Here is a 25800-nt window from a genome sequence, read left to right on the forward strand (position 1 = left end):
AGGAATTTTAAATATGTTTTTATTGTGACTGACCGTTCAACCAGGCTTCATTTGAACACCGTTTAATTGACTTTTGAACTTTGTTCAAATAGTATGGAGTTATATTTGAACGATTGGTCAATGAAGTCATATAAAGAGATGAGGAGTGGAAGGATGAAAGGAATTATCCGATTTTCAATAAACAACAAATTCGCCATCTGGATCATGACGATTATTGTCACGGTTGGCGGATTGTATGCGGGTCTGAACATGAAGCAGGAGACCATTCCGAACATTAGTGTTCCCATACTGGTGGTCAATACCGTGTTCCCGGGCGCAGCTCCGGAAGAGGTGGCGGACAAGCTGACCATCCCGCTCGAGCAGCGGCTGAAGAACATGAATGGCGTCACCGCATTCACCTCAACTTCATCAGAGAACGTTTCTTCCATCGTTGTGGAGTATGATTACGGCAAGGATATGAAGGAAGCGGAGAGTGAGCTGAAAGCTGTCACCGATGGTTTTGAACTGCCAAGCGGCGCACAGGATACGCAGATATCCAAAATCAGCCTTAATGATTTTCCGATTATGTCTCTGAGTATCTCCAGCGGCAGCGGAATGACGCTTGAAGAGGTCACGAAGCTGGTCGAGGAAGATTTGAAGCCATCACTTGAAGGCATTGACGGAATGGGCGCGGTAGCGATCTCCGGCCAGCAGGTGAAGGAAGTTCAGTTAACCTTTAATAAAGACAAGATGGCCGAGCTTGGCCTCAGTGAAGATACGGTTAAAGGAATAGTACAAGCCTCGGCCGTCAAAGCGCCTCTGGGCCTGTTTGAAATGGACAAGACCGAGAAAGCCATCGTCGTTGATGGCAATGTTACTACCCTTGATCAGTTGAAAAATATTGAGATCCCCGCAATTCCATCCGGTGCAGGCGGAACATCGCAGCAGGGCGCTGCTGGAGGCTCAGGACAGGCAGCAGGTGCTCCCGGAGGAGGGTCAGCAGCCGGCAATGCCGGAACAGGGCAAGGCGCTGTGAATCAGGCTCCCCAAGGTGCACAAGCGCCAACAGAAATCCCGACTGTTAAATTGTCGGAAATTGCCAATATCGAATTGGTCTCCATGCCGGAGTCCATCTCCCGGACGAACGGGGAGCCTTCTATCGGCATCAATATTACAAAATCCTCAGATGCCAATACCGTTGACGTTGTCAATGCGGTGAAGGACGAGACGGCTCAATTCCAGAAAGAGCATGCGGAAATTAAATCGCTTGTGATGCTGGATCAGGGCAAGCCGATTGAGGAATCAGTCAGCACGATGATCGACAAGGCGCTGTTCGGCGCACTGTTTGCAGTTATTGTCATTCTTTTGTTCCTGCGCAATTTCAGAACGACGATTATATCCATTATTTCAATACCGCTGTCACTGGTTATCGCTCTCTTGCTTCTCCAGCAGATGGATATCACCCTTAACATTATGACGCTTGGCGCGATGACGGTCGCGATCGGGAGGGTCGTCGATGACTCGATTGTCGTCATTGAGAACAATTACAGGCGGATGTCTCTGCGTTCCGAGAAGCTCAGAGGCAAGGCGCTGATCACCGAGGCGACCAGAGAGATGTTTATGCCGATTCTCTCGTCGACTTTGGTCACGATTGCCGTATTCCTTCCGCTTGGAACCGTTACAGGACCCATTGGTCAAATCTTTATGCCGTTTGCGCTGACAATGGTGTTTGCGCTGCTTGCTTCACTGCTCGTAGCCATCACAGTCGTGCCGATGATGACCCATTTGATGTTCCGCAAAGGTCTGAAGGAAAGTCAGAAGCATGAGGAACGTCCCGGCGTTATCGCCGTCCGGTATCGTAAAATTCTGGGATGGGCGCTTAATCATAAGCTGATTACCTTCATTGGCGCTATTGTCATACTGGCCGCAAGCTTCTTCCTGGTTCCGAAGATCGGAGTTAGCTTCCTTCCGGAAGAGCCGGAGAAATATGCCATGGTGACATATTCGCCAGGACCGGGAAAAACCCTGGCCGACGTCGAGCAGACCTCGCTTGATGCGGAGAAGCTGATCATGGAACGCGCAGGTGTAACTAATCTGCAGTATTCGGTCGGCGGACAGAGCCCGTTCGGCGCATCATCAGGCAAAAGCGCATTGTTCTATGTCCAGTATGAGAGTGATGTGAAGGACTTCAACGCTGAAAAAGATAAGCTGGTCGAAGCCCTTAAAACGGTGGAACCGTCAGGCAATTGGGGACAGATGAATCTCGGAGGCGGCGGTCTTGGCGGCAGTCAGTTGAGCTTGTCCGTATACGGTGACAGTTTTGATGCTATTAAACCGGTCGTTACGCAAATCGAGGATCTGATGAAGAAGGACAGCTCCTTTGAGAAAGTTGACAACTCTCTCTCCCAGCAATATCAGCAGTATACGCTTGTCGCCGATCAGCAAAAGCTGAGCAAGCTTGGCCTGACAGCCGGCCAGATCGTCATGAAGCTCAGTCCGGTGCGCGAACGTCCGGTGTTGACGCAGGTGACTGTAGACGACAAGGATTACAATGTGTATGTGCAGGTGGATACGAAGCAGTACGGTTCCATTTCCGACATTGAGAACGAGACGATCACTTCGCCGCTTGGCGTGACCGTACCGCTCAAAGATGTCATCAAAGTGGAAGAAGGTACATCGGCAGACACGGTATCCCGCAAAGACGGCAAGCTTTATGTGGGCGTATCGGCGAACATTGTGTCCAAAGATGTGAATAAGGCCAGCACAGACCTGAAGGCTGAAATCGACAAAATAGAACTGCCTGCGAATGTGACAGTCGACTTTGGCGGCGTCGCCGAGCAGATCAACGAAACCTTTACCCAGCTTGGTCTGGCCATGGCTGCGGCCATTGCGATCGTTTACCTGCTGCTGGTTATCACCTTTGGCGGAGCTCTGACGCCGTTTGCTATATTGTTCTCCCTGCCGTTTACCATTATCGGAGCGTTAGTCGGTCTGTATTTGGCCGGGGAAACAATCAGTGCGGCGGCGATGATGGGAGCGCTCATGCTGATCGGGATCGTGGTTACCAACGCGATTGTGCTGCTTGACCGCGTACTGCATATGGAGAAGGCGGGCCTCAGCACCCGTGAAGCGCTCATTGAGGCGGCTGGAACCCGGCTGCGTCCGATTTTGATGACAGCTCTTGCCACCATTGGAGCGCTTCTGCCGCTCGTGCTTGGCTTTGAAGGCGGCAGCGGCGGACTAATTTCCAAGGGGCTGGGTGTGACCGTAATTGGCGGACTGGCCAGCTCGACGGTACTGACACTGCTCATCGTGCCAATCGTTTATGAATTCCTGGCTAAATTCCGCAGAAAGCCCGCAATTGAAGAGTAAGGAAGGCGGTGTCTGACACGTGGAAGGCAAAAAACAGCAAATTCTCGAAGGCGCCATGAAGCGTTTTTCGGAAAAGGGCTACAGAGGGACGTCCATTCAGGATATTGCTGACGCCCTCGGCATTTCCAAAGGTTCTCTGTACTTCTATTTCAAATCAAAAGAAGATCTGTTATTCTCCATCTTCAAGTACTACATTGGGAAAATGGGTAAAAGAGCGAAGGAGATTTCCGAATCCACGGAACTCTCCTCCCGCGACAAGCTGCGGAAGCGGATTACGATGAGCTACGAGCTGTATAACCAGCATAAGAGCTTCATCAACATCATTATGCAGGAACGCTTTGATCTGAATGAGGAGCTGCATGATCTGATCCTTCAATTAAGAGCAAGCGGGCTTCTGGCCACACGTACCGCCATACGCGAGCATTACGGGCCGGATGTTGAGCGTTATGCCAACGATGCGGCTATATTCTTTAACGCTTTTATTGAGGGCTATATGGGTTTTGTCATTCTGGAAGGCAAGAAGTTCGATATCGAGCGGCTGGCAGCCTATATTCTGGAGCGCATGGATCAGTTGATGGCAGGTATGGTTGCGGGCAACGCTGAAGTGATTATGGACCGTGAAGTGCTGGAGGATTGGAGATGCATTTCCTCCGAGCTTCGCAGCGCTGATGGGGATCATAACGTCAGCGCTGATATTGAGGCTATCCGTACGATTATCTCCGAAGCAGACGTACCTTCCGATGTCGCTGCAGAGATGAATTCCTCACTCCAGTTGCTGGAGAATGAACTCGACAAATCGGACCCGCAGCCCGTCCTCATCAAGGGAATGCTGGCCCTTCTGAAAAGTACCAAAATCGTGGAGCTCAAGAAGCTTGTGACCAAGCTGGAGGCTGGCATAAGTGAATTGACCTGAACGCATGAATAATCATCATGCAAGGCAGTATAAAAGCGGACTGTTTAGGCGCATAAAGCGCATAACAGTCCGTTTTTTGCATGTCTATTCAAAAATGGTCGATATTTGACGGTTAGCGGGCACGTTATAGTGGTAATAAGTACGGACGGTCGAACCAGAACCGCTCTGGGCATGTTCAGACCTGCTCCAGCCTTCCATTTATTGTAGCTGGGGGAGAAACAGCATCAGGATACCAGGAAGCGCGAGAAGGGCCGTTATGGCCGTTATACCCTGTTGCTCACGGCTCCTTGCTCTTTTCACTTATTCAATGCAAGGAAATCGGCGAATGCAGGACGGATGCCGTTCAGGAGCAGATACAGCTTGACGTAAACGGCTAAAAGACCCGCTTGGCAGCGGGTCAATTAATGGAGTTTTCAAGGTCCGGAACATATGGAGGGTTACGTTCCAAATGTTAATTAATAACCGAATCCACCAAAGCCGCATCCACGGGAGATAATGACCAGCAAGATAAAGAGTACGAGAATAAATCCGATTCCTGTGCCAAATCCGCCATAGCCAACACCACCAACACCAGCGTAGCCCATTCAAAAGCACCTCCTTGCGTCTAGGGTACTCTTTAAGGTATGCACACCTGCCCCAGTGCGATTGGGTATTTATCACATAACGTCATTGGCCCAGGTAATGGAATAGGAACTGGCAGAGCGGGCATAGATAAAGCATGCTATCATATTGGACGTTGTTTTTGTTTGCTTCATTAAAAATACTTGCCGCATGGAGATCGGAATGGGCCTGGTTCAATGCCTGTCCCCAATCCGTCCCAAGCCATATTCGAGACTGGGTTTTTCAGCCGCAAGAAAACAAAAAAAGCCTTGCAGATCAAGGCTTTCAGGAATTATTTAGTGGAGCGGGTGAAGGGAATCGAACCCTCGCCTCAAGCTTGGGAAGCTGGCGTTCTGCCATTGAACTACACCCGCATTAGAAAGTTGGCAGTCTACTGCGACCAATAAATGATAGCACAGGGTGCAATGGAAATCAATAACAGACAGTGTTATAATCGAACACATATCAAAAGCAGGCTCCGCTGCCGGTGCGGATGGACTGATAAGGTGGTGATACTATTACAACTTCAAATTCCCCTCAAGGCGACAGTAAGGAAAATGTGTATTTGTTTCCGCGCATGCTTGATCAATACCAGCTGCAGCTGACACGGATGCTTGAAGCCGAGCAGTATGGCGAAGCCAAACAATTGCTCCGGTTTCTGATGAACTGCCAGGGCGAGGAGAAACGCCACTATGAAGAATGGGGCAGCCTGCTCACTTGGCTCGATATGGCTTTTCCCACTTTTGAAGCGTCTGACCATGGCTATGGTTCCCTGGAGAATGCTGAGCTAAAAGCCGATGAGGACGAGGATTCCTTCAGAAGGGACGCCCTGGCGCCGGAAGAATATGATGATGCTTACGTTCAACAAGTCCTGTATATTATGCGGAATCATCCTATACCCGATCAGCAGGTGCTGGCCTTGGAGAGAGCCGCTCATATTCAGCATCCCGATGTGGATGAAGCGATTGTCGCCTGGCTTACGGGCAGCGAGCTTCACCCGGCCCTGCAGTTCAAGGCGCTCCAATGTCTGCATCGCCGGGGCGTAACGGGGAAATTACCGCTTTTGCGGATGGGGGAGCAGGTAGAGCTTGAAATTGAGCAGACGCCGCTTTCGATGGATGGCTTTCCCGAGCCTGTTTCCAGAGTGCTCGAGAGAGTGGAATCGGTGACGGAGGTTATTGACGTAACCATGCCACATTTTGCGCGTGAAATGTGGAAGGAGTGCCTCCAATGCTTTTATGGAACCACCATCTACGACCGGCTGGTCAACGGCGACGATGAAACCATTGATTGCTTTGCGGGCGCGCTTCACCTCATCGTAGAATTATCACTTTATGACAGGGCAAGCGACGATGATATCCGCGATACATACGGTATAACGCAAGCGCTCCGATTTCAGTATGAACAGGCTTGCCGCTCGCTCAGGCAGGTAGCATTGCTGCAGGACCGGGAGGATGGAAGCGAGTCTTGATATTCGCCCGGATGTTGATTATAATAGAATGGTTTATTAGCGTGAATCATCGGACGCGAGAAAAGCGTTAGTTAATTTGGAGGGGAAAGCATAACATGAAAGCAACTTGGGAAAAAATAGACAAGAACCTTGTCTCCATCGACGTCGAAGTCGAGACCGAGCAAGTGAGTGAAGCGCTGGACAAGGCCTTCAAGAAAGTCGTTGCAAAAGTAAACGTACCTGGATTCCGCAAAGGAAAAGTGCCCCGCGGTATTTTTGAAGCCCGTTTCGGTATCGAAAGCCTCTATCAGGATGCAATTGACATTCTTCTTCCGGATGTATATTCCGAAGCGCTGAAAGAAACAGAGATCATTCCGGTTGACCGGCCTGATATCGAAGTGGAGCAGTTCAGCAAAGGACAGCCTTTCAAATTCAAAGCCAAGGTAACCGTCAAGCCTGAAGTTCAATTGGGCGAATACAAAGGCATTGAAGTTCCGGCTGTAGATGAAACGGTTACGGAAGAGGAGATTGCGGCTGAGCTTGATCGTCTGCAGCAGCGTCATGCCGAGCTGACTGTTCTTGATGAAGGGGCGGCTGAACCTGGCGATGTGACCTCGATTGATTTTGATGGTTTCGTTGACGGGGAAGCGTTTGAAGGCGGCAAGGGAGAAGGACACTCGCTGGAGCTGGGCTCCAATTCTTTCATCCCCGGCTTTGAAGATCAGGTAGTCGGCATGCAAATCGGCGATTTCAAGGACATTGAAGTGACATTCCCTGAAACCTACCACGCCGAGAATCTTGCAGGCAAGCAGGCGGTATTCAAAGTAAAGCTTCATGAAATCAAACGCAAGAACCTGCCTGCGCTTGACGATGAATTTGCCAAAGACGTAAGCGAATTTGATACGTTGGATGAATTCAAGGAAGATCTCGTGACCAAACTGGTCGAGAACAAGAAAAAAAGCAATGAGCAGGCCCGTGAAACGGCTGTAGTGGAAAAGGTGGCCGATGCGGCCGTTATTGATATTCCCGATGCTATGATTGAATCCGAAACAGATTTTATGGTTCGTGATTTCGAGAACCGCCTGCGCATGCAGGGGATGAATCTGGATATGTATTACCAGTTCTCAGGCCAGGATGAAGCAGCCCTGCGCGCTCAAATGAGCAGCGATGCCCAGAAGCGCGTCCGCAACAATTTGGTGCTTGAGCAAATTGCCAAAAACGAAGGCATCGAAGTTGGCGACGAGGACCTGAATGAGGAACTGGAGACGTTGTCCAAGCAGTACAGCCGTACGGCAGACGAGCTTCGCGAGATTTTCGCAGCTAACGGCAACCTGGACAATATCAAGGAAGATCTGGTTCTTCGCAAGACGATCAAGTTCCTGTTGGACAACAGTAAAGTTACAACTGAAGTTGCTTAATATCGCTCCCGACGGGCGATGTGTAGCCGCCATGAGGAAGTAAGGCACGTGTGCACGTGCCTTATTTCTCCCTTTAGAGGATTTAAGTTTACAAATGGGATACCTGTCCCGTACATAATGGTTTGCCAGTATCGTATAATGTAGTATTCGTAAAAAATGACATTGCCTGCGTAACATGTTAAAATAAATACGGTATTAAAAGTCGATAAGAGAAAGAAGGTTGGTCGCATGAATCTGGTACCTATAGTCGTTGAACAAACGAATCGGGGAGAAAGATCTTACGATATTTACTCTCGTCTTTTGAAGGATCGGATCATTTTTCTAGGAAGTGCGATCGACGATGATGTGGCAAACTCGATCATCGCACAGCTGCTGTTTCTGGCTGCTGACGATCCTGAGAAGGATATCCATCTGTACATTAACTCGCCAGGCGGTTCGGTAACCGCAGGGATGGGGATTTACGATACGATGCAATTCATCAAGCCGGATGTCTCGACGATTTGTGTGGGACTTGCAGCCAGCATGGGTTCGCTGCTGCTGACGGCTGGAGCCAAGGGCAAGCGTTTCTCGCTTCCCAACAGCGAAGTCATGATCCATCAGCCGCTGGGCGGCGTTCGCGGCCAGGCATCCGATATCAAGATTCACGCGGACTGGATTTTGAAAACCAAGCAAAAGCTCAATCAGATTTATGTTGACCGCACCGGACAGCCTTATGAGAAAGTTGACCGCGATACGGACCGTGACTATTTCATGAGTGCGGAAGAAGCGCTCAATTACGGCTTGATCGACAAGGTCGTCTCATCAAGCAATATAAGCAACCTGTAACAAATCGAAGAAGGGGTGATCCCATGTTTAAATTCAATGAGGAGAAGGGCCAGCTGAAATGTTCTTTCTGCGGCAAATCTCAAGATCAGGTGCGTAAACTTGTCGCCGGTCCTGGCGTGTATATATGCGATGAATGCATCGAGCTTTGTACGGAGATCGTGGAGGAAGAGCTCGGTCATGAAGAAGAGCTTGATCTGAAAGACATTCCGAAACCAAAAGATATCCGCAACATCCTTGACCAATATGTAATCGGCCAGGAGCAGGCGAAGAAGTCGCTGTCTGTTGCCGTATACAACCATTACAAGCGTGTCAACTCGCAAAATAAGCTTGAGGACGTTGAACTGCAAAAAAGCAATATTTTGCTGGTAGGCCCAACAGGCTCCGGTAAAACGCTGCTCGCACAGACGATGGCCAAAATCTTGAATGTTCCGTTTGCCATCGCTGATGCTACCTCGCTGACGGAAGCCGGTTATGTAGGCGAAGACGTCGAGAATATTTTGCTGAAGTTGATTCAAGCGGCTGATTATGATGTGGAGAAAGCGGAACGCGGCATCATCTACATCGATGAAATTGACAAAGTAGCTCGCAAGTCGGAGAATCCTTCCATTACCCGTGATGTATCGGGCGAAGGTGTTCAACAGGCGCTTCTCAAAATTCTCGAAGGTACGGTTGCATCGGTTCCGCCTCAGGGCGGGCGCAAGCATCCGCATCAGGAGTTCATCCAAATCGACACCACGAATATTCTGTTCATCTGCGGCGGCGCGTTCGACGGTCTGGAGCAGCTTATCAAGCGCCGGATCGGCAAGAAGGTCATCGGCTTCAACGCTGCCGGAGACAGCCAGAAGGATTTGAAAGCAGGCGAGTACCTGTCCATGGTGCTTCCGGAGGATCTGCTCAAATTTGGTTTGATTCCGGAGTTTGTAGGCCGTCTGCCGGTTATTTCCACCTTGGAGCCGCTTGATGAGCCTGCGCTCGTTCGTATTCTTTCCGAGCCTAAGAATGCGCTTGTGAAACAGTATCAGAAGCTGCTTGAAATGGATAACGTCAAGCTGGATTTTGAGCCTGCCGCATTGGATGCGATTGCCAAAGAAGCGATCAAACGCAATACGGGCGCCCGCGGCTTGCGTGCGATCATCGAAGGCTTGATGCTGGATGTGATGTATGAGGTTCCTTCCCGCGATGATGTGAATAACTGCATCATTACCGAGAAAGTGGTTCAGGATCGGGTTATGCCTGAATTATCCTCCAAGAAAAGCAAGAAGAAGGAAGAAAGCGCCTGATTCAATTAAAGAACGCTCTAAAGTATCCACCTCTGTCCAAGCGGCCTTGCAGGTCGTTTTGACAGGGGTGGACTTTGACGTTAACGGGAGGGAGACGTTGCCTGATATGTATACACGTAGAGATACCATACCGGTTAAGTTAGGTCCGCTCACCATTGGGGGAAGCGACGAAGTAATCATCCAGAGCATGTGCACGACCAAGACGGCGGATGTGGAAGCGACCGTCGCCGAAATTCTTCGTCTGGAGGAAGCCGGCTGTCAGGCTGTCCGTGTCACGGTTAACAATAAAGAAGCGGCGGAAGCCATCAAAGAAATCAAAAAGCGCATTCATATACCGCTCGTTGCGGATATACATTTTGATTACCGTCTGGCACTGGCTGCCATTGAGAACGGCGTGGATAAGGTGCGGATCAATCCGGGCAATATCGGCCGCCGCGAGAAGGTTGAAGCTGTTGTGAAGGCGTGCAAGGAGCGGGGTATTCCGATACGAATCGGCGTCAACGCGGGTTCGCTTGAGAACCACCTGCTTGAGAAATACGGCTATCCGACTCCCGAAGCAATGGTGGAAAGCGCCCTTTTTCATATCGGCATTTTGGAAGAACTTGATTTTCATGACATTATCGTTTCTCTCAAAGCATCCGATGTGCCGATGGCTATAGCCGCTTACCGGATGGCGGCCGAGCAGATTCGCTATCCTCTTCACCTGGGCATTACCGAAGCAGGAACGCTGCATACGGGCACCATTAAGAGCTCTGCGGGGATTGGCGCGCTGCTTGCGATGGGAATCGGGAACACCGTACGGATCAGCCTGAGCGCAGATCCGGTGGAAGAGGTCAAGGTAGCGCGGGAGCTTTTGAAGTCCTTCGGTCTGATCACCAACGCGGCGACGCTCGTTTCCTGTCCGACCTGCGGGCGGCTGGATATTGATTTGTTCACCATCGCCAACGAAGTTGAAGAGTACATCAGTAAAATCAAAGTCCCCATTAAGGTCTCCGTTCTGGGCTGTGCGGTTAACGGGCCGGGCGAAGCCAGAGAAGCAGATATCGGCATTGCCGGAGCACGGGGAGAAGGCATGCTGTTCCGGTACGGGGAGATGATCCGCAAGGTGCCTGAAGCTGATCTTCTGGCTGAACTGAAGAAAGAAATCGATGAAATCGTCCGCGTCTATGAAGCAACGGGGGAGATTCCCGGACGCAAGGCTCATTCTGTACCGCATGCGTAAAAGCAGCAAACGATTCAAACTTTAGAATCAAATAGCGATTATTCCATCCGGCTGGGGGCAATACTGACAGGTATGAGTCCCGATATGCCGGATTTTTTTTAATAGCAGACCGCACGCTGCTGCTATATCCAAAAGGGATAACACTTACTTCACCGCCAGGAATGGCCCAAGCCTGCCTGCATGCAGTTTTCGCTGCCGCAAGCATGCAGAACGGACCATTTGCCCAGCGGTTTGAGAGGAGTATTAATCGCTATGAGTTTAAATTTGATTCTGATGCTGATTCAAGTATTTTTTGCGATCGTGATCGGACTGTACTTTTGGAATTTATTACGCAGTCAGAAGACCAACCGCACCGCTGTTGACAAGGAGTCCCGCAAGGAAATGGATAAGCTCCGCAAGCTTCGCTCGGTATCGCTTACCAAGCCATTGTCCGAAAAAACGCGCCCCCAGACCATTAACGATATTGTCGGTCAGCGCGACGGCTTGAGAGCCCTCAAAGCGGCTCTGTGCAGCGCCAATCCCCAGCATGTGATCATTTATGGACCCCCTGGGGTAGGAAAGACTGCGGCAGCCCGTGTCGTTCTGGAGGAAGCCAAGAAGAATCCAACCTCTCCATTTCTGCCGGATGCCAAGTTTACGGAGATTGACGCCACCACCGCCCGCTTCGACGAACGCGGGATCGCGGATCCGCTGATCGGCTCTGTACATGATCCGATTTATCAGGGGGCTGGTGCCATGGGTGTGGCCGGGATTCCGCAGCCGAAGCCGGGTGCAGTAACCAAAGCCCACGGCGGCATGCTGTTCATCGATGAAATCGGTGAGCTGCATCCCATACAGATGAACAAGCTGCTTAAAGTGCTGGAGGACCGTAAAGTGTATCTGGAGAGCGCTTATTACAATTCCGAGGATACTTCAGTGCCCATGTATATTCATGATATTTTTCAAAATGGGCTTCCGGCGGATTTCAGACTGGTGGGGGCTACCACGAGGTCACCGCAGGAGCTTCCGCCAGCACTGCGTTCCAGGTGCATGGAGATCTATTTCCGTCCGCTGCTGCCTGCCGAAATTGCCCAAATCTCGGTTAATGCCCTGAAAAAAATCGGCCTGCCGCCTTCGCAAGATGCGATTGATGTGGTTACCCGCTATGCCACCAACGGCCGTGAAGCGGTCAATGTGATTCAGCTTGCCGCCGGCCTTGCCTTGTCTGAATCGCGTGAGGGGATCACAGCTGCGGATGTCGAATGGGTGGTCAACAGCAGCCAGATTCCGCCGAGACCCGACCGCAAAGTCCCTGCGCTCCCGCAGATCGGTTTCGTCAATGGTCTTGCCGTCTATGGACCGAATATGGGAACGATGCTGGAGATTGAAGTCAGCGCGATTCCAGCCAGGGCCGGCAAAGGCAGCTACACTATTACAGGCGTTGTGGAAGAGGAAGAGCTCGGCGGCGGAAGCAGCAGGACAATACGGAGGAAAAGCATGGCAAAAGGCTCGGTCGAGAATGTTCTGACAGTGCTGCGAAGAATCGGGTTTAAGCCTGAAAACTTTGATTTGCATATTAATTTCCCCGGTGGAACACCGATCGACGGTCCTTCAGCCGGAATTGCTATGGCAACCGCCATTGCTTCCGCAATCAAGAGCGAGCCCATTGACAATAAACTTGCCATGACCGGGGAAGTTGGCATCCATGGAGATGTGAAGCCGGTGGGCGGTGTGCTCGCCAAGGTGGAGGCAGCGTTCCAGGCAGGCGCGGATACAGTTATCATCCCGCGTGAGAACTGGCAGGCGATTTTTGCGGATCTGCAAGGGCTGCAGATCATCCCGGTCGGTCATATCGACGAGGTGTTCAGGCATGTATTCCGCGATATGGATAAGCTTATTCCGGCGCATCAGCCGACTGCTGCAAGTGATGTTTTTATCGCACCGAGCCTTCCCTATTTGCAGGCTGATTCCGTTGAGTGATAAAATAGGGATAGGCACTCAAGTAAGAGCCTTATTTTTCCGTTAGACAAAAGGGTTGAAATTGCTTCAAGAACGGAGGTGCTGGTATGGGACCTGCAAAATGGAAAGGCCGAAGGCTGCCTCTGCTTCCACTCAGAGGGCTGCTTGTATACCCCAGCATGGTGCTTCATCTTGATGTCGGCAGAGAGAAATCGGTACGCGCATTGGACCGTGCCATGCTTGACGATCATATGATCCTGCTGTGTTCACAGTCAGAGGTAAATATTGAAGAGCCTACACAAGAGGATATTTACCGCGTCGGCACGATAGCGCGCGTCAGACAGATGCTCAAGCTGCCGAACGGCACGATACGTGTATTGGTGGAGGGTGTCAACAGGGCGGAGATTGTGGATTATTTGCCCAATGATGATTTTTACGAAGTTACCGTCAAGGAAATGCCGGAAGCGGAGTCCAGCGATCCTGAAATCGATGCGCTCATGAGAACGGTATTGAACCAGTTCGAGCATTATATCAATTTATCGAAGAAGGTCACTCCTGAGACGCTCGCGGCCGTTTCTGATATTGATGAGCCAGGCCGGCTTGCCGATGTCATAACGAGCCACTTGACTCTCAAGATTAAAGACAAACAGGACATTCTGGAAACCATTGATGTCCGTGACCGGCTTGAGAAGCTGCTCGATATTTTGAATAATGAGCGCGAAGTGCTGGAGCTTGAACGGAAAATAAGCCAGCGCGTCAAAAAACAGATGGAAAAGACGCAAAAGGAATATTATTTGCGTGAGCAAATGAAGGCTATCCAGAAGGAGCTAGGGGAGAAGGAAGGCCGCGCCGGAGAAGTGGAAGAGCTTCGGACGCTTATGACAGAGGCCGAGCTTCCGGATAAAGTTAAAGAGAAGGTCGAGAAGGAAATCGACCGTTTGGAGAAAATGCCGGCTTCTTCTGCTGAGGGCGGTGTTATCCGCAATTATATCGATTGGCTACTTTCGCTTCCCTGGAATAAGAAAACAGAAGATGATCTTGATGTATCCAAAGCCGAACAAATTCTCAATGAGGATCATTACGGCTTGGAGAAGCCGAAGGAACGGGTTCTGGAATACTTGGCCGTGCAGCAGCTTGTGAAAAAGCTGAAAGGGCCGATTCTGTGTCTGGTGGGGCCGCCAGGGGTAGGTAAAACATCACTGGCACGTTCCATCGCCAAGTCGCTCGGACGCCAATTTGTACGTATCTCGCTTGGCGGCGTGCGGGATGAAGCGGAGATCCGCGGCCATCGCCGTACGTACGTCGGAGCCATGCCTGGGCGGATTGTACAGGGCATGAAGACAGCGGGAACGCGCAATCCGGTATTCCTGCTCGATGAGATCGACAAAATGGCGATGGATTTTCGCGGAGACCCGGCATCGGCACTGTTGGAGGTGCTTGATCCGGAGCAGAACAACACATTCAGCGACCATTTTATTGAGGTGCCGTTTGACTTATCGAATGTGATGTTCGTGACAACGGCAAACGCTGTGCACAATATTCCGCGCCCCTTATTGGATCGTATGGAAATGCTCTTTATTCCCGGTTATACGGAGCTGGAGAAGCTGCAGATTGCCGAGCGTTATCTACTGCCTAAGCAGAAGCGGGAGCATGGCCTTCAGGAGGAGCAGCTTCTGCTCGACGATATCGCAATGATGCAGGTCATCCGAGAGTATACAAGAGAATCCGGGGTTCGTAATCTGGAGCAGCAGGTCGCGGCAATATGCCGTAAGGCAGCCAAAGCGATCGTGTCCGATCCGGAGCGCACCCCTATTCAAGTGGATACGGCCAAAGTGAAGGAGTGGCTCGGGCCCTCCAAATTCCGCTACGGTATGGCTGAGATCGAGGATCAGATTGGGGCAGTTACCGGACTTGCCTGGACGGAAGTCGGCGGCGACACGCTGGTCATTGAAGTTACGGTATTGCCCGGAAGCGGAAAACTGACCTTGACCGGTCAGCTTGGCGATGTCATGAAGGAATCGGCTCAGGCTGCTTTTAGTTTTACGCGTTCCAAAGCCAAGGAGCTGAACATTGATCCGGATTTCCATGAGAAGAACGATATTCATATCCATATCCCGGAGGGAGCGATTCCCAAAGATGGCCCTTCTGCCGGCATTACGATGGCAACGGCGCTCATCTCCGCGTTAACCGGCCGTCATGTGTCCAAGGAAGTGGCCATGACCGGAGAGATTACGCTGAGAGGCCGTGTACTGCCAATCGGAGGATTGAAAGAAAAATCCTTGGCAGCGCATCGCGCAGGGATCAAAAAGGTGCTGCTCCCCAAAGAAAACGAGCGTGATCTGCGCGATATTCCGGAGAGCATAAGAAACGATCTGGATTTTATTCCGGTCAGCCATATGGATGAGGTGCTGCAGCACGCCCTTACGCAGCTGCCTATTCAGACGCATTAGAAAGCAGGTTATTCAAGAATGAATGTCAACAAAGCCGAATTTGTGATTAGCGCTGTAGAGCCTTCCCAATATCCTGAGGACGCCTTGCCGGAGTTTGCTCTGGCAGGGCGTTCGAATGTCGGGAAATCATCATTGATCAATAAATTGATCCAACGCAAGAACCTGGCCCGCACGAGCTCTCAGCCCGGCAAAACCCAGCAGCTTAATTATTACCGTATCGAAGACAGACTTTACTTCGTCGATTTCCCCGGATACGGGTATGCCAAAGTGTCCAAGACGCAGCGCGAGCAGTGGGGCAAAATGATCGAGAGATTTCTGCAGAACCGCGAACCGCTCAAAATGGTCATGCTCATCATCGATGTTCGTCATGAACCGTCCAAAGACGATAAAATGATGTACGATTGGTTGAAGTTTTATGATATTCCGGTCTGTATCATAGTCACCAAAGCGGATAAAATTCCGCGCAGCAAGTGGGACAAACATATTAAAATGATTAAGAACACATTGGGGACCGTCCCCAGTGATGCAATGGTGCTGTTTTCTAGCGAGACGGGGCTTGGACGCGACGAGGTCTGGAGCATTATTGTGGAGCGGATCGCGGAAGCGCGGGAAGAGGATGAACAGCAGGAAGAGCAGGAAGTCCGCGATGAAGCATCCGAATAACGAGCAAAGTGCATAATATGATACGTTCATGAGTGATTCTTCGTGATTCTTCTGGAATTTGAGTGAATTTCAAGAACAACCGGCAGGAATAAACGGCAATGATGAAGTATAATATATTTAAGCAAAGGTTTACAAAGGGCATGTTTATAGAATTGAGGAGATTTTTATGGCTCAGCGGATAGCCACGGAATATGTCAAAGCTTCTCTGCAACTAACGGCTGATGAGATGGCGGGATTTGTTCGTTTCTTTGAAGATCATCATGTGCAGCAGCAGGTCATGGTGCTCGATAACGGCAATCACGAAATGATTCTCGAAGACCAAGCAGGACATGAAGAAGTCCGCTTAATTTTTGAACGTCAAGAAGATCATTACATTTGTGAACTTTCCTGCCGGTTGGTTAAACCAAAATTAACAAATGCTATGCGCAAAGCAGTTTCCGTTTTTCGCGGGAATGCCATTGTCAATCGGATTTATCCTTCTTATACGATGGTTTATTATTATGAAATGGGCGCTGTACGCAAGATTGTAGAGAATGCCGGTGGAGAATTGCGTGTTGTTTTTGAGTATAAGAATACCGTTGGCCAACTTGAGGAACGGTTCCGCAGCACAGAAATCGAACGTGAGATCAAAATCATCCACCACACCATCAATGAACTGCTCGATTTACGCAACCAATGCACAGACCGGGATCAGATTGCCGGAATCGACGAGCAATTAAAGCACCATACCCGTCATTTGTTCGTTTTGGAAGCATAATCACTTGACATTATATGCATGATTGAAAGCCGCCGCCTTGGCGGCTTTTATTTTTTGCGGCCACTATGCGGCTCGGGGCTCTGGCGCTAATGCTGCAGTCATGGGACTGAGGATAAAACTTCATATAAAGAATTTAAAAAAACTATTGCATTTATCAGCGATAGATGTTATTTTTATTCTCGTTGAAAAGAATATTAGGAACCAGGATTCACTCAGGACATGGTAATGTTGCGAGAGATTTTTCCCTCGGGCAGTGAATGACGTAGGTCCTAGCGGATGAAAGTTTTCAAACATTTTATTCCTAGGAAGGGGGAACCGAAAGATGGAATACTCAACTTTCGGAAGACACGTTGCTGTTGACACATGGGGTGTGGATTTTGACCTGCTCAACAACGCGGAATTTTTACAAGCCCAAATGGTGGAGGCTGCTGAAAGCTGCGGCGCTACCGTACTCTCTGTGCAAGGAAAACAATTTGAGCCACAAGGCGCAACCGTTCTTGTACTGCTGTCTGAAAGTCATCTCTCCATTCACACGTATCCTGAGAAAGGTTTTGCTGCTCTCGACTGTTATACGTGCGGAGAAACAGTGGATCCGCAGCTTGCGATCGACTACATGCTGTCTGTTTTGAAACCAACAACGACTCATGCCAAGAAATTGATTCGTGGAATGGGCGAATTGAAGGTTGTAGAACCGGATTTGAAGCAAGTCGAGCTTGTGTAACATTTTCATATGACTTGATCAATGACCACGGAGCTTTCGTGGTCATTTTTAATGCGGTTTTTAATCATGATGCATTCAAACAATTTTCATAATTGCAGGAGTACAGGTTGTCGAACTATGCTATAATAATTGATGATTAAGACGATAATAACTGTAAAGAAAGGCAGGTGAACGCGCATGCACATATTGGTTGTTGGCCTTAATTACCGTACGGCTCCAGTCGAAGTCAGAGAAAAATTTACTTTTACAGACGAGGACCTTCCGGAGGCCCTTAAACAATTACAGCAGACGAACAGCGTCATGGAATGTGTCATTGTTGCGACCTGCAATCGTACTGAATTGTATGCTGTAGTCGATCGTCCGCATTTATGCGGTCATTACATCCGTCATTTTATGGAACAATGGTTTGACATGCCGAGACAACAATTTACGAACGATCTATATATGTATGAAGATGAACGTGCGATTGAGCATTTGTTCCGAGTCACATGCGGACTTGATTCCATGGTGATTGGGGAAACTCAAATTCTGGGTCAGGTGAAGAGTGCTTTTCTGCTTGCCCAGCAGCAGAAGACGACGGGCACGATGTTTAACATGCTGTTCAAACAAGCGGTGACACTGGCCAAAAAGGCGCATTCCGAGACATCAATCGGAGAGGCGGCCGTCTCGGTCAGTTATGCGGCTGTTGAATTGGGCAAACGAATTTTCGGACAATTCAGCGGCAAGACAGTCATGATTATCGGTGCTGGCAAGATGAGCGAACTGACTGCCAAGCATTTGTATGCTAATGGAGTCAGCAGAGTTTTTGTCGTGAACCGGACGTATGATCGTGCTGTAGAGCTTGCGGACAAGTTTAACGGGATTCCCCTATCCTTGACGGATGCGATTCATCGTCTTCATGAGACGGATATTGTCATCAGTTCAACAGGATCCAACGGTTATGTCCTGTCGAGGGCACAGGTGGCGGCCGCCATCAAATCACGCAAGGCGCGTCCCCTTTTTATGATTGATATTGCTGTGCCGCGTGATCTGGATCCTGCAATCGCAGCAGTTGAAAATGTGTTTTTGTATGATATCGATGATCTGGAAGGCATTGTAGAGAGCAATCTGGAGCAGCGCCGTACAGAAGCAGCCAAGATTGAGACCTTCATAGCTGAGGAATTGGATGTATACCGCCAGTGGTACAAGACGCTAGGCGTTGCGCCGCTCATTCGCGCTCTGCAGGACAAAGCAGCGGTTATTCACGAAGAGACCATGGAGAGCCTGACCAACAAGCTCCCTGACCTGGGCGAACGCGAGAAGAAAATTATCCGCAAGCTGACGAAAAGCATAGTGAACCAAATGATGCACGATCCGATTGTCCGTATTAAAGAGATGGCTTCCGAGAAGCATGCTGATGATGCGATGGATTTGTTTGTGAAATTATTCGCATTGGAAGAGGAAATCGCAGAGGCCAAGCTTGAGGAACGCAGATCCACCAAACACCGTGAGGCTGTCTCTTCATCAGAGGGCGCTCATATCTCGTCACTCGGAAAAAATCCTGGAGCGCAGACAGCCTCACGTACAATCGCTGCTGCGACCACTTAATTTTTATATCGAGCGATTGGGATTCAAGTGAACTTGACAGGCGGCGAATAGCCGCCATTTCCTTATCCGGCGATCTCAAGCCGTACTTGTGGAGGCGCCCATGGTTACACAAAATTGGTTATATGATGCAATGCTTTATATCTATGCCCTGAGCCTGCTGTTTTACTTCTCGGATTTCGTTGACCGGAACCGGAGGGCGAAACGAGTGGGAACAGGGCTACTTACTTTCGTTTGGGTGCTGCAGGCGGTATTTCTGGTTCAGCGGATTGCTTCGCATCTGGATATGACCTTTATGAGCCTGTTTGAATATTTATTGCTGTTCTCCTGGCTGCTGGTGACGATATCGCTCGTTATCAGTCAATTTTTCCGGATTGAATTTATTGTTTTCTTCGCGAATGTAATCGGCTTCGCGGTACTGACGCTTAATTTGTTCGGTATCGGCTCAGGAGCATCGCTGGCCCCTTGGGAGCTCGCTAGAGAACTGCTGGTGGTTCATGTCAGCCTGATGATCTGTGCCTTCGCCGCGCTTACGATAAGCGCTATTTTCTCAGGTATGTATTTGTTCCTGCATGGCAGATTGAAAGGAAAGAGGTGGACCAAGAGCGTTCAGCGGCTGCCCAGTTTGGATGTTATGGACCGCTTCATGTTCAGGGCGTCGTTAATCGGTACGCCGCTGCTTACATTGTCTTTGGCGGTTGCGGTTACATCGATTTTGACGGAGGGCAGATATACTCTGCTGCTTGATCCCAAGGTGCTTACATCCTTCGTTGCATTGGCACTCTATATTGCCAACATATTGAGGCATCGATGGTTCAACGGGACAGTCTGGAACAGCGCCCGCTTTAATTTGATCAGCTTTGGCGTTCTGCTGCTTAATCTGTTAATGAATAAGGCCTCTTCTTTTCACGGCTGGTCATAGATTCCTTAAGCCGTATACGCTAAGGAAAGTAGGTTGAACAATTTTGGCTGATTTTTATCCAATGATGGTGAATCTCAAAGAGAAGCTCTGCGTTGTAATCGGAGGGGGAGCTGTCGCGGAGCGCAAGGTGCTGGGACTGCTGGAAGCCGGAGCGGACAGGCTTGTGGTCGTGAGCCCCCTGCTTACTGAGGAGCTTCAACGATTGGCAGAGTTGAGGTCTATCCGGCATAAGCGGAGGGAATACAAGGAAGAGGATTTAGCCGATGCTTTTCTTGTATTCGCAGCTACCGGCAATCGGGCTGTCAATCATTCCATCTCCTTGTCTGCAGCGGGCAGCGGGGTATTGTGCAATGTGGCGGACAAAGCCGAAGAAGGGGCATTTATTACTCCTGCGGTCGTCCGCAGAGGCGATCTGCTGCTGGCTGTGACGAGCGGAGGGGCGAGCCCCTCCCTGATAGCCCGCATCAAGCGGGAGCTGGAAATGAACTATGGGAAAGAGCTGGGAACTGCACTTCCGAAACTGGGCCTTTTGCGTAAACAAACTCTTGAGAAGGAGCCTGATGAGAAACGAAGGCATGCCATTTTAAAGCTTGCGGCGCAGGAGATACTTGCTTATTCGAGAGGAGAATCATCTGCGGCAGAACGCTCTGGTTCTACGGAGGAAGAGATCGGAAGCTGGTTGAACCGGCTTCAGGATATAGCGGAGAAGGAGCATGAGGGATGACATATATCATTGACGGAAAGCGGACTATTGTGGTCGGAACACGGCAAAGCGCGCTGGCTTTGACCCAAACGGGCCAGGTAATCGATCAGCTGCAATCATTATGCGCTCTGCATCAATTGGATTATTCTTTTGAGGTGCGCAAAATTATTACGAAAGGCGACCGCATTCTGGATGTCACGCTGTCCAAGGTGGGTGGAAAAGGTTTGTTTGTGAAAGAAATTGAACAAGCCTTGTTCGACGGGGAGATTGATATTGCCGTTCACAGCATGAAGGATATGCCCTTCGAGCTGCCTGAGGGGCTTATCAATGGCGCCACGCCCAAGCGGGTCGATCCAAGGGATTGTCTGATCAGCAAAAACAATTTCTCGCTGGAGCAGCTTCCACATGGAGCAAAGGTCGGCACCAGCAGTTTAAGACGATCCTGCCAGCTTAAGCACGCCCGTCCCGATCTGCAAATTGAATCAATCAGAGGCAATATTGATTCACGAATCCGCAAGCTCGAGACAGAAGGCTTCGATGCCATCGTTCTGGCGGCTGCGGGGATCAAGAGAATGGGCTGGGAGGACAGGGTATCCTCTTACGTGCCTGCAGAGCTGTCTGTTCCCGCAGTGGGTCAGGGGGCGCTTGGCATTGAGTGCCGCGAGGATGACAAGGAAGTTCGTGATCTGCTCGATTTATTTAATGACCCTATGACGTCATTAGCCGTACGTGCAGAGCGCAGCTTTCTTGGCGCACTGAACGGGGGCTGTCAAATTCCGATCGGAGCCTATGCGACGATTATCGATCAGCAGGAAGCGCAGCAGACTCCTGTTCTTGCGCTTACAGGTATTGTCGGTTCACCGGATGGCGCGATACTGCTGAAAGAAACCATTCATGGGAGTGATCCCGAGAAGCTGGGCAAGGAAGTCGCGGATGCGCTCATAGAGAGAGGTGCAGACCGTATTTTGGCCGAATATGGGGGATGAACGGCATGGAGAAGGCGACAGGGAAGGTTTTTCTCGTAGGAGCAGGTCCCGGAGATCCGAAGCTGATTACAATCCGGGGCATGGAATGTTTGCAGGCATGTGATGTCGTGGTGTACGACCGGTTAGCCAGCCCCCGTTTGCTGAAATATCTTAAGGCAGGCACAAAGAAAGTATATGTGGGAAAGCTTCCCGACCGTCATACGATGAAGCAGGAGGATATCAATCAGCTTCTTGTCGATCTGGCGCTTGAAGGGAAGATTGTCACCAGACTCAAAGGCGGAGACCCCACGATCTTCGGTCGTGTCGGGGAAGAAGCGGAGCTGCTGCAGCAAAATGGCGTTGAGTTCGAAATCATTCCCGGCATTACATCGGCGATTGCCGTACCTGCCTATGCGGGAATCCCTGTTACACACCGGGATCTGGCTTCATCCTTATCTATTATAACGGGGCATGAAAGCCCTGATAAGCTTGACCAGTCGATTTATTGGGATAAAGTGACGAATGCGACAGGCACACTTATTTTTCTTATGGGAGTTGCCAAGATCGGCTATATTGCCGACCAACTCATGAAGCACGGCAAGCCTCCTGAGACTCCTGTGGCGCTGATCCGATGGGGCACCCGGGTCGAACAGCAGACCATCACCGGAACTTTGGAAACGATAGAAGCTGTTGTGAGAGCAGCAGATTTCAAGCCTCCTGCGGTTATTGTCGTAGGTGATGTTGTCCGGCAGCGGGACAAGCTTCAGTGGTATGAACGCAAGCCCTTGTTTGGAACAAGGGTGCTGGTGACAAGAGCGAGAGCGCAAAGCAGCGACCTGGCGGACCGTATTGAGGAATTGGGCGGGGAGCCCTGCGAATTTCCGGTCATTCAGACGCGTGAGCAGAGTTCTGCTGCCGCGGTGCGGGAGGTAGAATCGGCGCTGCTTGCCGAAGAGCGATACGACTGGCTGATGTTCACAAGCGTGAACGGGGTCGAGTATTTTTTTAGCTGGCTGAAAAGATTGGGTATAGATATCCGGCAATTCCATCAGGCCCGAATTGCCGCCGTCGGGCCCAAAACAGCAGAAGCTTTGGAGAAACGCGGTCTGATCGTAGAGTCGCTTCCTGTAAAATTTCAGGCAGAGGGCTTGCTGGACAGCTTGCATGAGGGCTTGCTGCCAGGTCAGCGGGTGCTTCTGCCGCGCGGCGATCTGGCCAGGGAAGTGCTTCCGCGGGAGCTTGCCTTGCGCGGGCTCGTAACTGTGGAAATTGATGTCTACGAAACTGTAATTGAAGATGACCAGGATGAAGATGTTTTGCAGCTGCTGATCAAACGCAAGGTGGATGTCATTACTTTTGCCAGCTCATCAACGGTAACGAATTTAATAACGGTTATGCAGCGCATGGGAGTGGACAATCCGGTAGATCTGCTTCAGAGTGCGGATATTGCCTGCATCGGACCGCTTACGGCCAAGACAGCCGCGGAATCGGGACTGGTCGTGACCATTCAGCCGGAGGATGCGACAATTGACGGTCTCATCGAGGCTATCGCGGCATCGCGCTTAGCCAAACGGGTTCCTGGCGAGTAAGCTTGAAGCCGGGGGACACCGAGTCTTGTTGGCGGCTCGCCAAACCATGAAATGAAGAACTTTGCCATAAACGCCTAAGGAGGTATTATTATGACTTTTCCGATTACGAGACATCGCCGTTTGCGCCGTTCTGCGGGACTGCGCAATATGGTCCGCGAGACGCAGCTGACAGTGAATGATTTTATTTATCCGATTTTTGTTACGTACGGTCAAAATATTAAAGAGGAAATTCCTTCCATGCCTGGTGTTTACCATTTATCACTGGATCAGCTTCAACTGGAAATCGATGCCGTTGTAGCTTCCGGCATACAGTCCATTCTCCTGTTTGGCGTTCCCGAACATAAGGACGCTGTCGGCTCATCCGCCTATGAGCCGGATGGAATTGTCCAGCAGGCCATACGCAGCGTCAAATCCCGAGCACCTCATCTGGTCGTTGTGGCAGACACCTGCCTGTGTCAATTTACAGATCACGGTCACTGCGGCTGCATCCTGCATAATCAGTCGACTGGCGCAGCTGAAGTGGATAATGATGCTTCGCTCGAGCTTTTGGTGAAAACGGCTGTTTCCCAGGCTCAAGCCGGAGCCGATATCATCGCTCCATCCAATATGATGGACGGATTTGTGAGTGCCATTCGGGACGGGCTGGACGAAGCCGGTTTCGAAATGATTCCCATCATGTCCTACTCTGTGAAATATGCCTCGGCCTATTACGGGCCTTTTCGTGAAGCGGCTCATTCAACTCCGCAGTTCGGGGACCGCAAAACCTATCAGATGGATCCGGCAAATGGGCGCGAGGCGCTGCGAGAAGCGGAATCCGATGTTATCGAAGGTGCGGATATGCTGATGGTGAAGCCTGCGCTTGCCTATCTGGATATTCTCCGCCAGCTGAAGGATCATTTTGATTTGCCGGTTGTGGCTTACAATGTAAGTGCGGAATATTCCATGGTTAAGGCCGCAGCTCTCAACGGCTGGATCGACGAGAAGGCGATTGTGCTTGAGACATTAACCGGTATGAAGCGGGCCGGAGCGGATCTGATCATTACCTATCATGCCCTGGATGCTGCACGCTGGCTCAAAGAATAGACGCAATCATACTCTATCGTGAAAATGATAGGATTGCGAACAAATAACAGGTGGTGTGTCGAATTTGAGCGAAAATAATCGGTTTCGCAGGGATGAGCGTTCCAAGGCGGCTTTTGAACAAGCGAAGGTTGTCATTCCCGGAGGTGTAAATTCGCCGGTCAGGGCTTTTCGGTCCGTTGGGCTTACGCCGGTCTATATGGAACGCGGTGAAGGCTATCGCGTCTTTGATATTGACGGGAACAGCTATATCGACTATGTAGGCTCCTGGGGGCCGCTGATCATGGGTCACGCCCATCCGGAAGTCATAGAGGCCATCAAGCGGACGGCTGAGAAGGGGACCAGCTTCGGTGCGCCAACCGAGCTGGAAACCAGAATGGCGGAGCTGGTATGCGAGCGCGTTCCATCAGTTGAAGTGGTGCGTATGGTGAATTCCGGCACAGAGGCGACCATGAGCGCTCTGCGTCTGGCAAGAGGCTACACGAAGCGGAGCAAAATTTTAAAATTCGAAGGCTCTTATCATGGTCATGCCGACAGCCTTCTGATCAAAGCAGGCTCCGGTGTCGCCACGCTGGGTCTGCCTGACAGTCCTGGCGTGCCGGAAAGCGTGGCTTCCCAAACCATTACAGTACCCTATAATGATCTGGATTCGGTAAGGCTCGCTTTCGAGAAGTTTGGCGAGCAAATTGCCTGCATCATTGTTGAACCGATCGCCGGCAATATGGGGGTGGTTCCTCCTCTGCCGGGTTTCCTTGAAGGGCTGCGCGAGGTGACGGAGCAGTATGGGAGCCTGCTTATTTTTGATGAGGTCATGACCGGATTCCGCGTCCACTATCATTGCGCGCAGGGCTTGTACGGCATCACTCCGGATTTGACCTGCCTGGGAAAAGTGATCGGCGGCGGGCTTCCGGTTGGCGCTTATGGCGGCAGACGCGAGTTGATGGAGCTGATGGCCCCGAGCGGCCCAATCTATCAAGCCGGCACATTGTCGGGCAACCCGCTCGCGATGGCGGCGGGATATACGACACTTAGCCTGCTCACGCCGGAGAGATATGAGCATATGGAACGGATGTCGGTCAGATTGCAGGATGGTTTTGAATCCAATGCGCTCAAACATGGAATCGCTTGTACGATTAATCGTGTTGGATCCATGTTGTGCCCATTTTTCACCGACAAGCACATCATCGACTATGACACGGCTAAAACCGCTGATTCGGAACGGTTTAAGGCTTATTTTGGAGCGATGCTGGATTTGGGAGTCAGCGTTGCGCCTTCCCAGTTCGAAGGCATGTTTGTTTCTGCCATCCATGATGAGAATGCCATTGATGCCACGATTGATGCTCATGATGAAGCGCTGCGGCGTTTATAG

The 25800-nt window shown here is 50.6% G+C and carries 20 protein-coding genes and 1 tRNA gene; 19 read left to right on the top strand and 2 right to left on the bottom strand.

What is annotated here, in order from left to right:
• Positions 1-153: 153 nt before the first annotated feature.
• Both ACFOLF_RS30050 and ACFOLF_RS30055 read left to right on the top strand, forming a co-directional pair.
• Entirely contained in the window at positions 154-3351 is a 3198-nt protein-coding gene (locus ACFOLF_RS30050; RefSeq protein WP_210045621.1) for an efflux RND transporter permease subunit, read from the top strand.
• A gap of 19 nt (positions 3352-3370) precedes the next feature.
• Positions 3371-4264, top strand: a complete 894-nt coding sequence (locus ACFOLF_RS30055; protein WP_210045622.1) for a TetR/AcrR family transcriptional regulator — start codon at positions 3371-3373, stop codon at positions 4262-4264.
• A 455-nt stretch (positions 4265-4719) separates the two neighbouring features.
• Here the strand turns inward: ACFOLF_RS30055 and ACFOLF_RS30060 are convergent, their stop codons facing one another.
• Together ACFOLF_RS30060 and ACFOLF_RS30065 are read right to left on the bottom strand one after the other, a co-directional pair.
• Positions 4720-4848, bottom strand: coding sequence for a sporulation protein YjcZ (locus tag ACFOLF_RS30060; protein WP_210045623.1), 129 nt, complete (start codon positions 4846-4848; stop codon positions 4720-4722).
• A gap of 316 nt (positions 4849-5164) precedes the next feature.
• Positions 5165-5238 (bottom strand) — tRNA-Gly (locus ACFOLF_RS30065).
• Positions 5239-5423: 185 nt separating this feature from the next.
• Here ACFOLF_RS30065 and ACFOLF_RS30070 point away from each other — a divergent pair.
• The 17 genes from ACFOLF_RS30070 to hemL all read left to right on the top strand — a co-directional run bounded on the left by ACFOLF_RS30070 (position 5424) and on the right by hemL (position 25800).
• Entirely contained in the window at positions 5424-6335 is a 912-nt protein-coding gene (locus tag ACFOLF_RS30070; RefSeq protein ID WP_379113745.1) for a hypothetical protein, read from the top strand.
• A gap of 95 nt (positions 6336-6430) precedes the next feature.
• Positions 6431-7732, top strand: coding sequence for a trigger factor (tig, locus tag ACFOLF_RS30075; protein WP_210045624.1), 1302 nt, complete (start codon positions 6431-6433; stop codon positions 7730-7732).
• Between the two features lie 228 nt (positions 7733-7960).
• Positions 7961-8557 (top strand): ATP-dependent Clp endopeptidase proteolytic subunit ClpP, encoded by a 597-nt coding sequence (gene clpP, locus ACFOLF_RS30080; protein ID WP_210045625.1) that lies wholly within the window; start codon positions 7961-7963, stop codon positions 8555-8557.
• A 23-nt stretch (positions 8558-8580) separates the two neighbouring features.
• On the top strand, positions 8581-9837 hold the full coding sequence (gene clpX, locus ACFOLF_RS30085) for an ATP-dependent protease ATP-binding subunit ClpX (RefSeq protein ID WP_210045626.1): 1257 nt from the start codon (positions 8581-8583) through the stop codon (positions 9835-9837).
• A 106-nt stretch (positions 9838-9943) separates the two neighbouring features.
• Positions 9944-11059 (top strand): flavodoxin-dependent (E)-4-hydroxy-3-methylbut-2-enyl-diphosphate synthase, encoded by a 1116-nt coding sequence (gene ispG / locus ACFOLF_RS30090; protein WP_210045627.1) that lies wholly within the window; start codon positions 9944-9946, stop codon positions 11057-11059.
• Between the two features lie 252 nt (positions 11060-11311).
• A complete protein-coding gene (gene lonB / locus ACFOLF_RS30095) occupies positions 11312-13018 on the top strand; it encodes an ATP-dependent protease LonB (protein ID WP_210045628.1) in 1707 nt (568 codons plus the stop codon).
• An 86-nt stretch (positions 13019-13104) separates the two neighbouring features.
• A complete protein-coding gene (gene lon / locus ACFOLF_RS30100) occupies positions 13105-15447 on the top strand; it encodes an endopeptidase La (protein WP_210045629.1) in 2343 nt (780 codons plus the stop codon).
• A gap of 18 nt (positions 15448-15465) precedes the next feature.
• Positions 15466-16110, top strand: coding sequence for a ribosome biogenesis GTP-binding protein YihA/YsxC (gene yihA / locus ACFOLF_RS30105; protein WP_210045630.1), 645 nt, complete (start codon positions 15466-15468; stop codon positions 16108-16110).
• Between the two features lie 166 nt (positions 16111-16276).
• Positions 16277-16867, top strand: a complete 591-nt coding sequence (locus ACFOLF_RS30110) for a non-ribosomal peptide synthetase module (protein ID WP_210045631.1) — start codon at positions 16277-16279, stop codon at positions 16865-16867.
• Positions 16868-17189: 322 nt separating this feature from the next.
• Positions 17190-17588, top strand: a complete 399-nt coding sequence (speD, locus tag ACFOLF_RS30115; protein ID WP_210045632.1) for an adenosylmethionine decarboxylase — start codon at positions 17190-17192, stop codon at positions 17586-17588.
• Positions 17589-17765: 177 nt separating this feature from the next.
• A complete protein-coding gene (hemA, locus tag ACFOLF_RS30120) occupies positions 17766-19175 on the top strand; it encodes a glutamyl-tRNA reductase (protein WP_210045633.1) in 1410 nt (469 codons plus the stop codon).
• Between the two features lie 100 nt (positions 19176-19275).
• Positions 19276-20094 carry a cytochrome C assembly family protein gene (locus ACFOLF_RS30125; RefSeq protein ID WP_210045634.1) on the top strand — a complete coding sequence of 273 codons (819 nt, stop codon included), beginning with the start codon at positions 19276-19278 and terminating at the stop codon, positions 20092-20094.
• Between the two features lie 43 nt (positions 20095-20137).
• Positions 20138-20818 (top strand): precorrin-2 dehydrogenase/sirohydrochlorin ferrochelatase family protein, encoded by a 681-nt coding sequence (locus ACFOLF_RS30130; protein WP_210045635.1) that lies wholly within the window; start codon positions 20138-20140, stop codon positions 20816-20818.
• Positions 20815-21783, top strand: a complete 969-nt coding sequence (hemC, locus tag ACFOLF_RS30135; RefSeq protein ID WP_210045636.1) for a hydroxymethylbilane synthase — start codon at positions 20815-20817, stop codon at positions 21781-21783. Before ACFOLF_RS30130 ends, hemC begins: the two co-directional genes overlap by 4 nt.
• 5 nt (positions 21784-21788) lie before the next feature.
• Entirely contained in the window at positions 21789-23351 is a 1563-nt protein-coding gene (gene cobA, locus ACFOLF_RS30140) for a uroporphyrinogen-III C-methyltransferase (RefSeq protein WP_210045637.1), read from the top strand.
• Positions 23352-23441: 90 nt separating this feature from the next.
• A complete protein-coding gene (hemB, locus tag ACFOLF_RS30145) occupies positions 23442-24434 on the top strand; it encodes a porphobilinogen synthase (protein ID WP_210045638.1) in 993 nt (330 codons plus the stop codon).
• A 64-nt stretch (positions 24435-24498) separates the two neighbouring features.
• The gene (gene hemL / locus ACFOLF_RS30150) at positions 24499-25800 is read left to right on the top strand and encodes a glutamate-1-semialdehyde 2,1-aminomutase (protein WP_210045639.1); all 1302 of its coding nucleotides are present in this window, start codon (positions 24499-24501) and stop codon (positions 25798-25800) included.

The organism is Paenibacillus sepulcri (assembly GCF_042647105.1).
Lineage (GTDB): Bacteria > Bacillota > Bacilli > Paenibacillales > Paenibacillaceae > Paenibacillus_Z > Paenibacillus_Z sepulcri.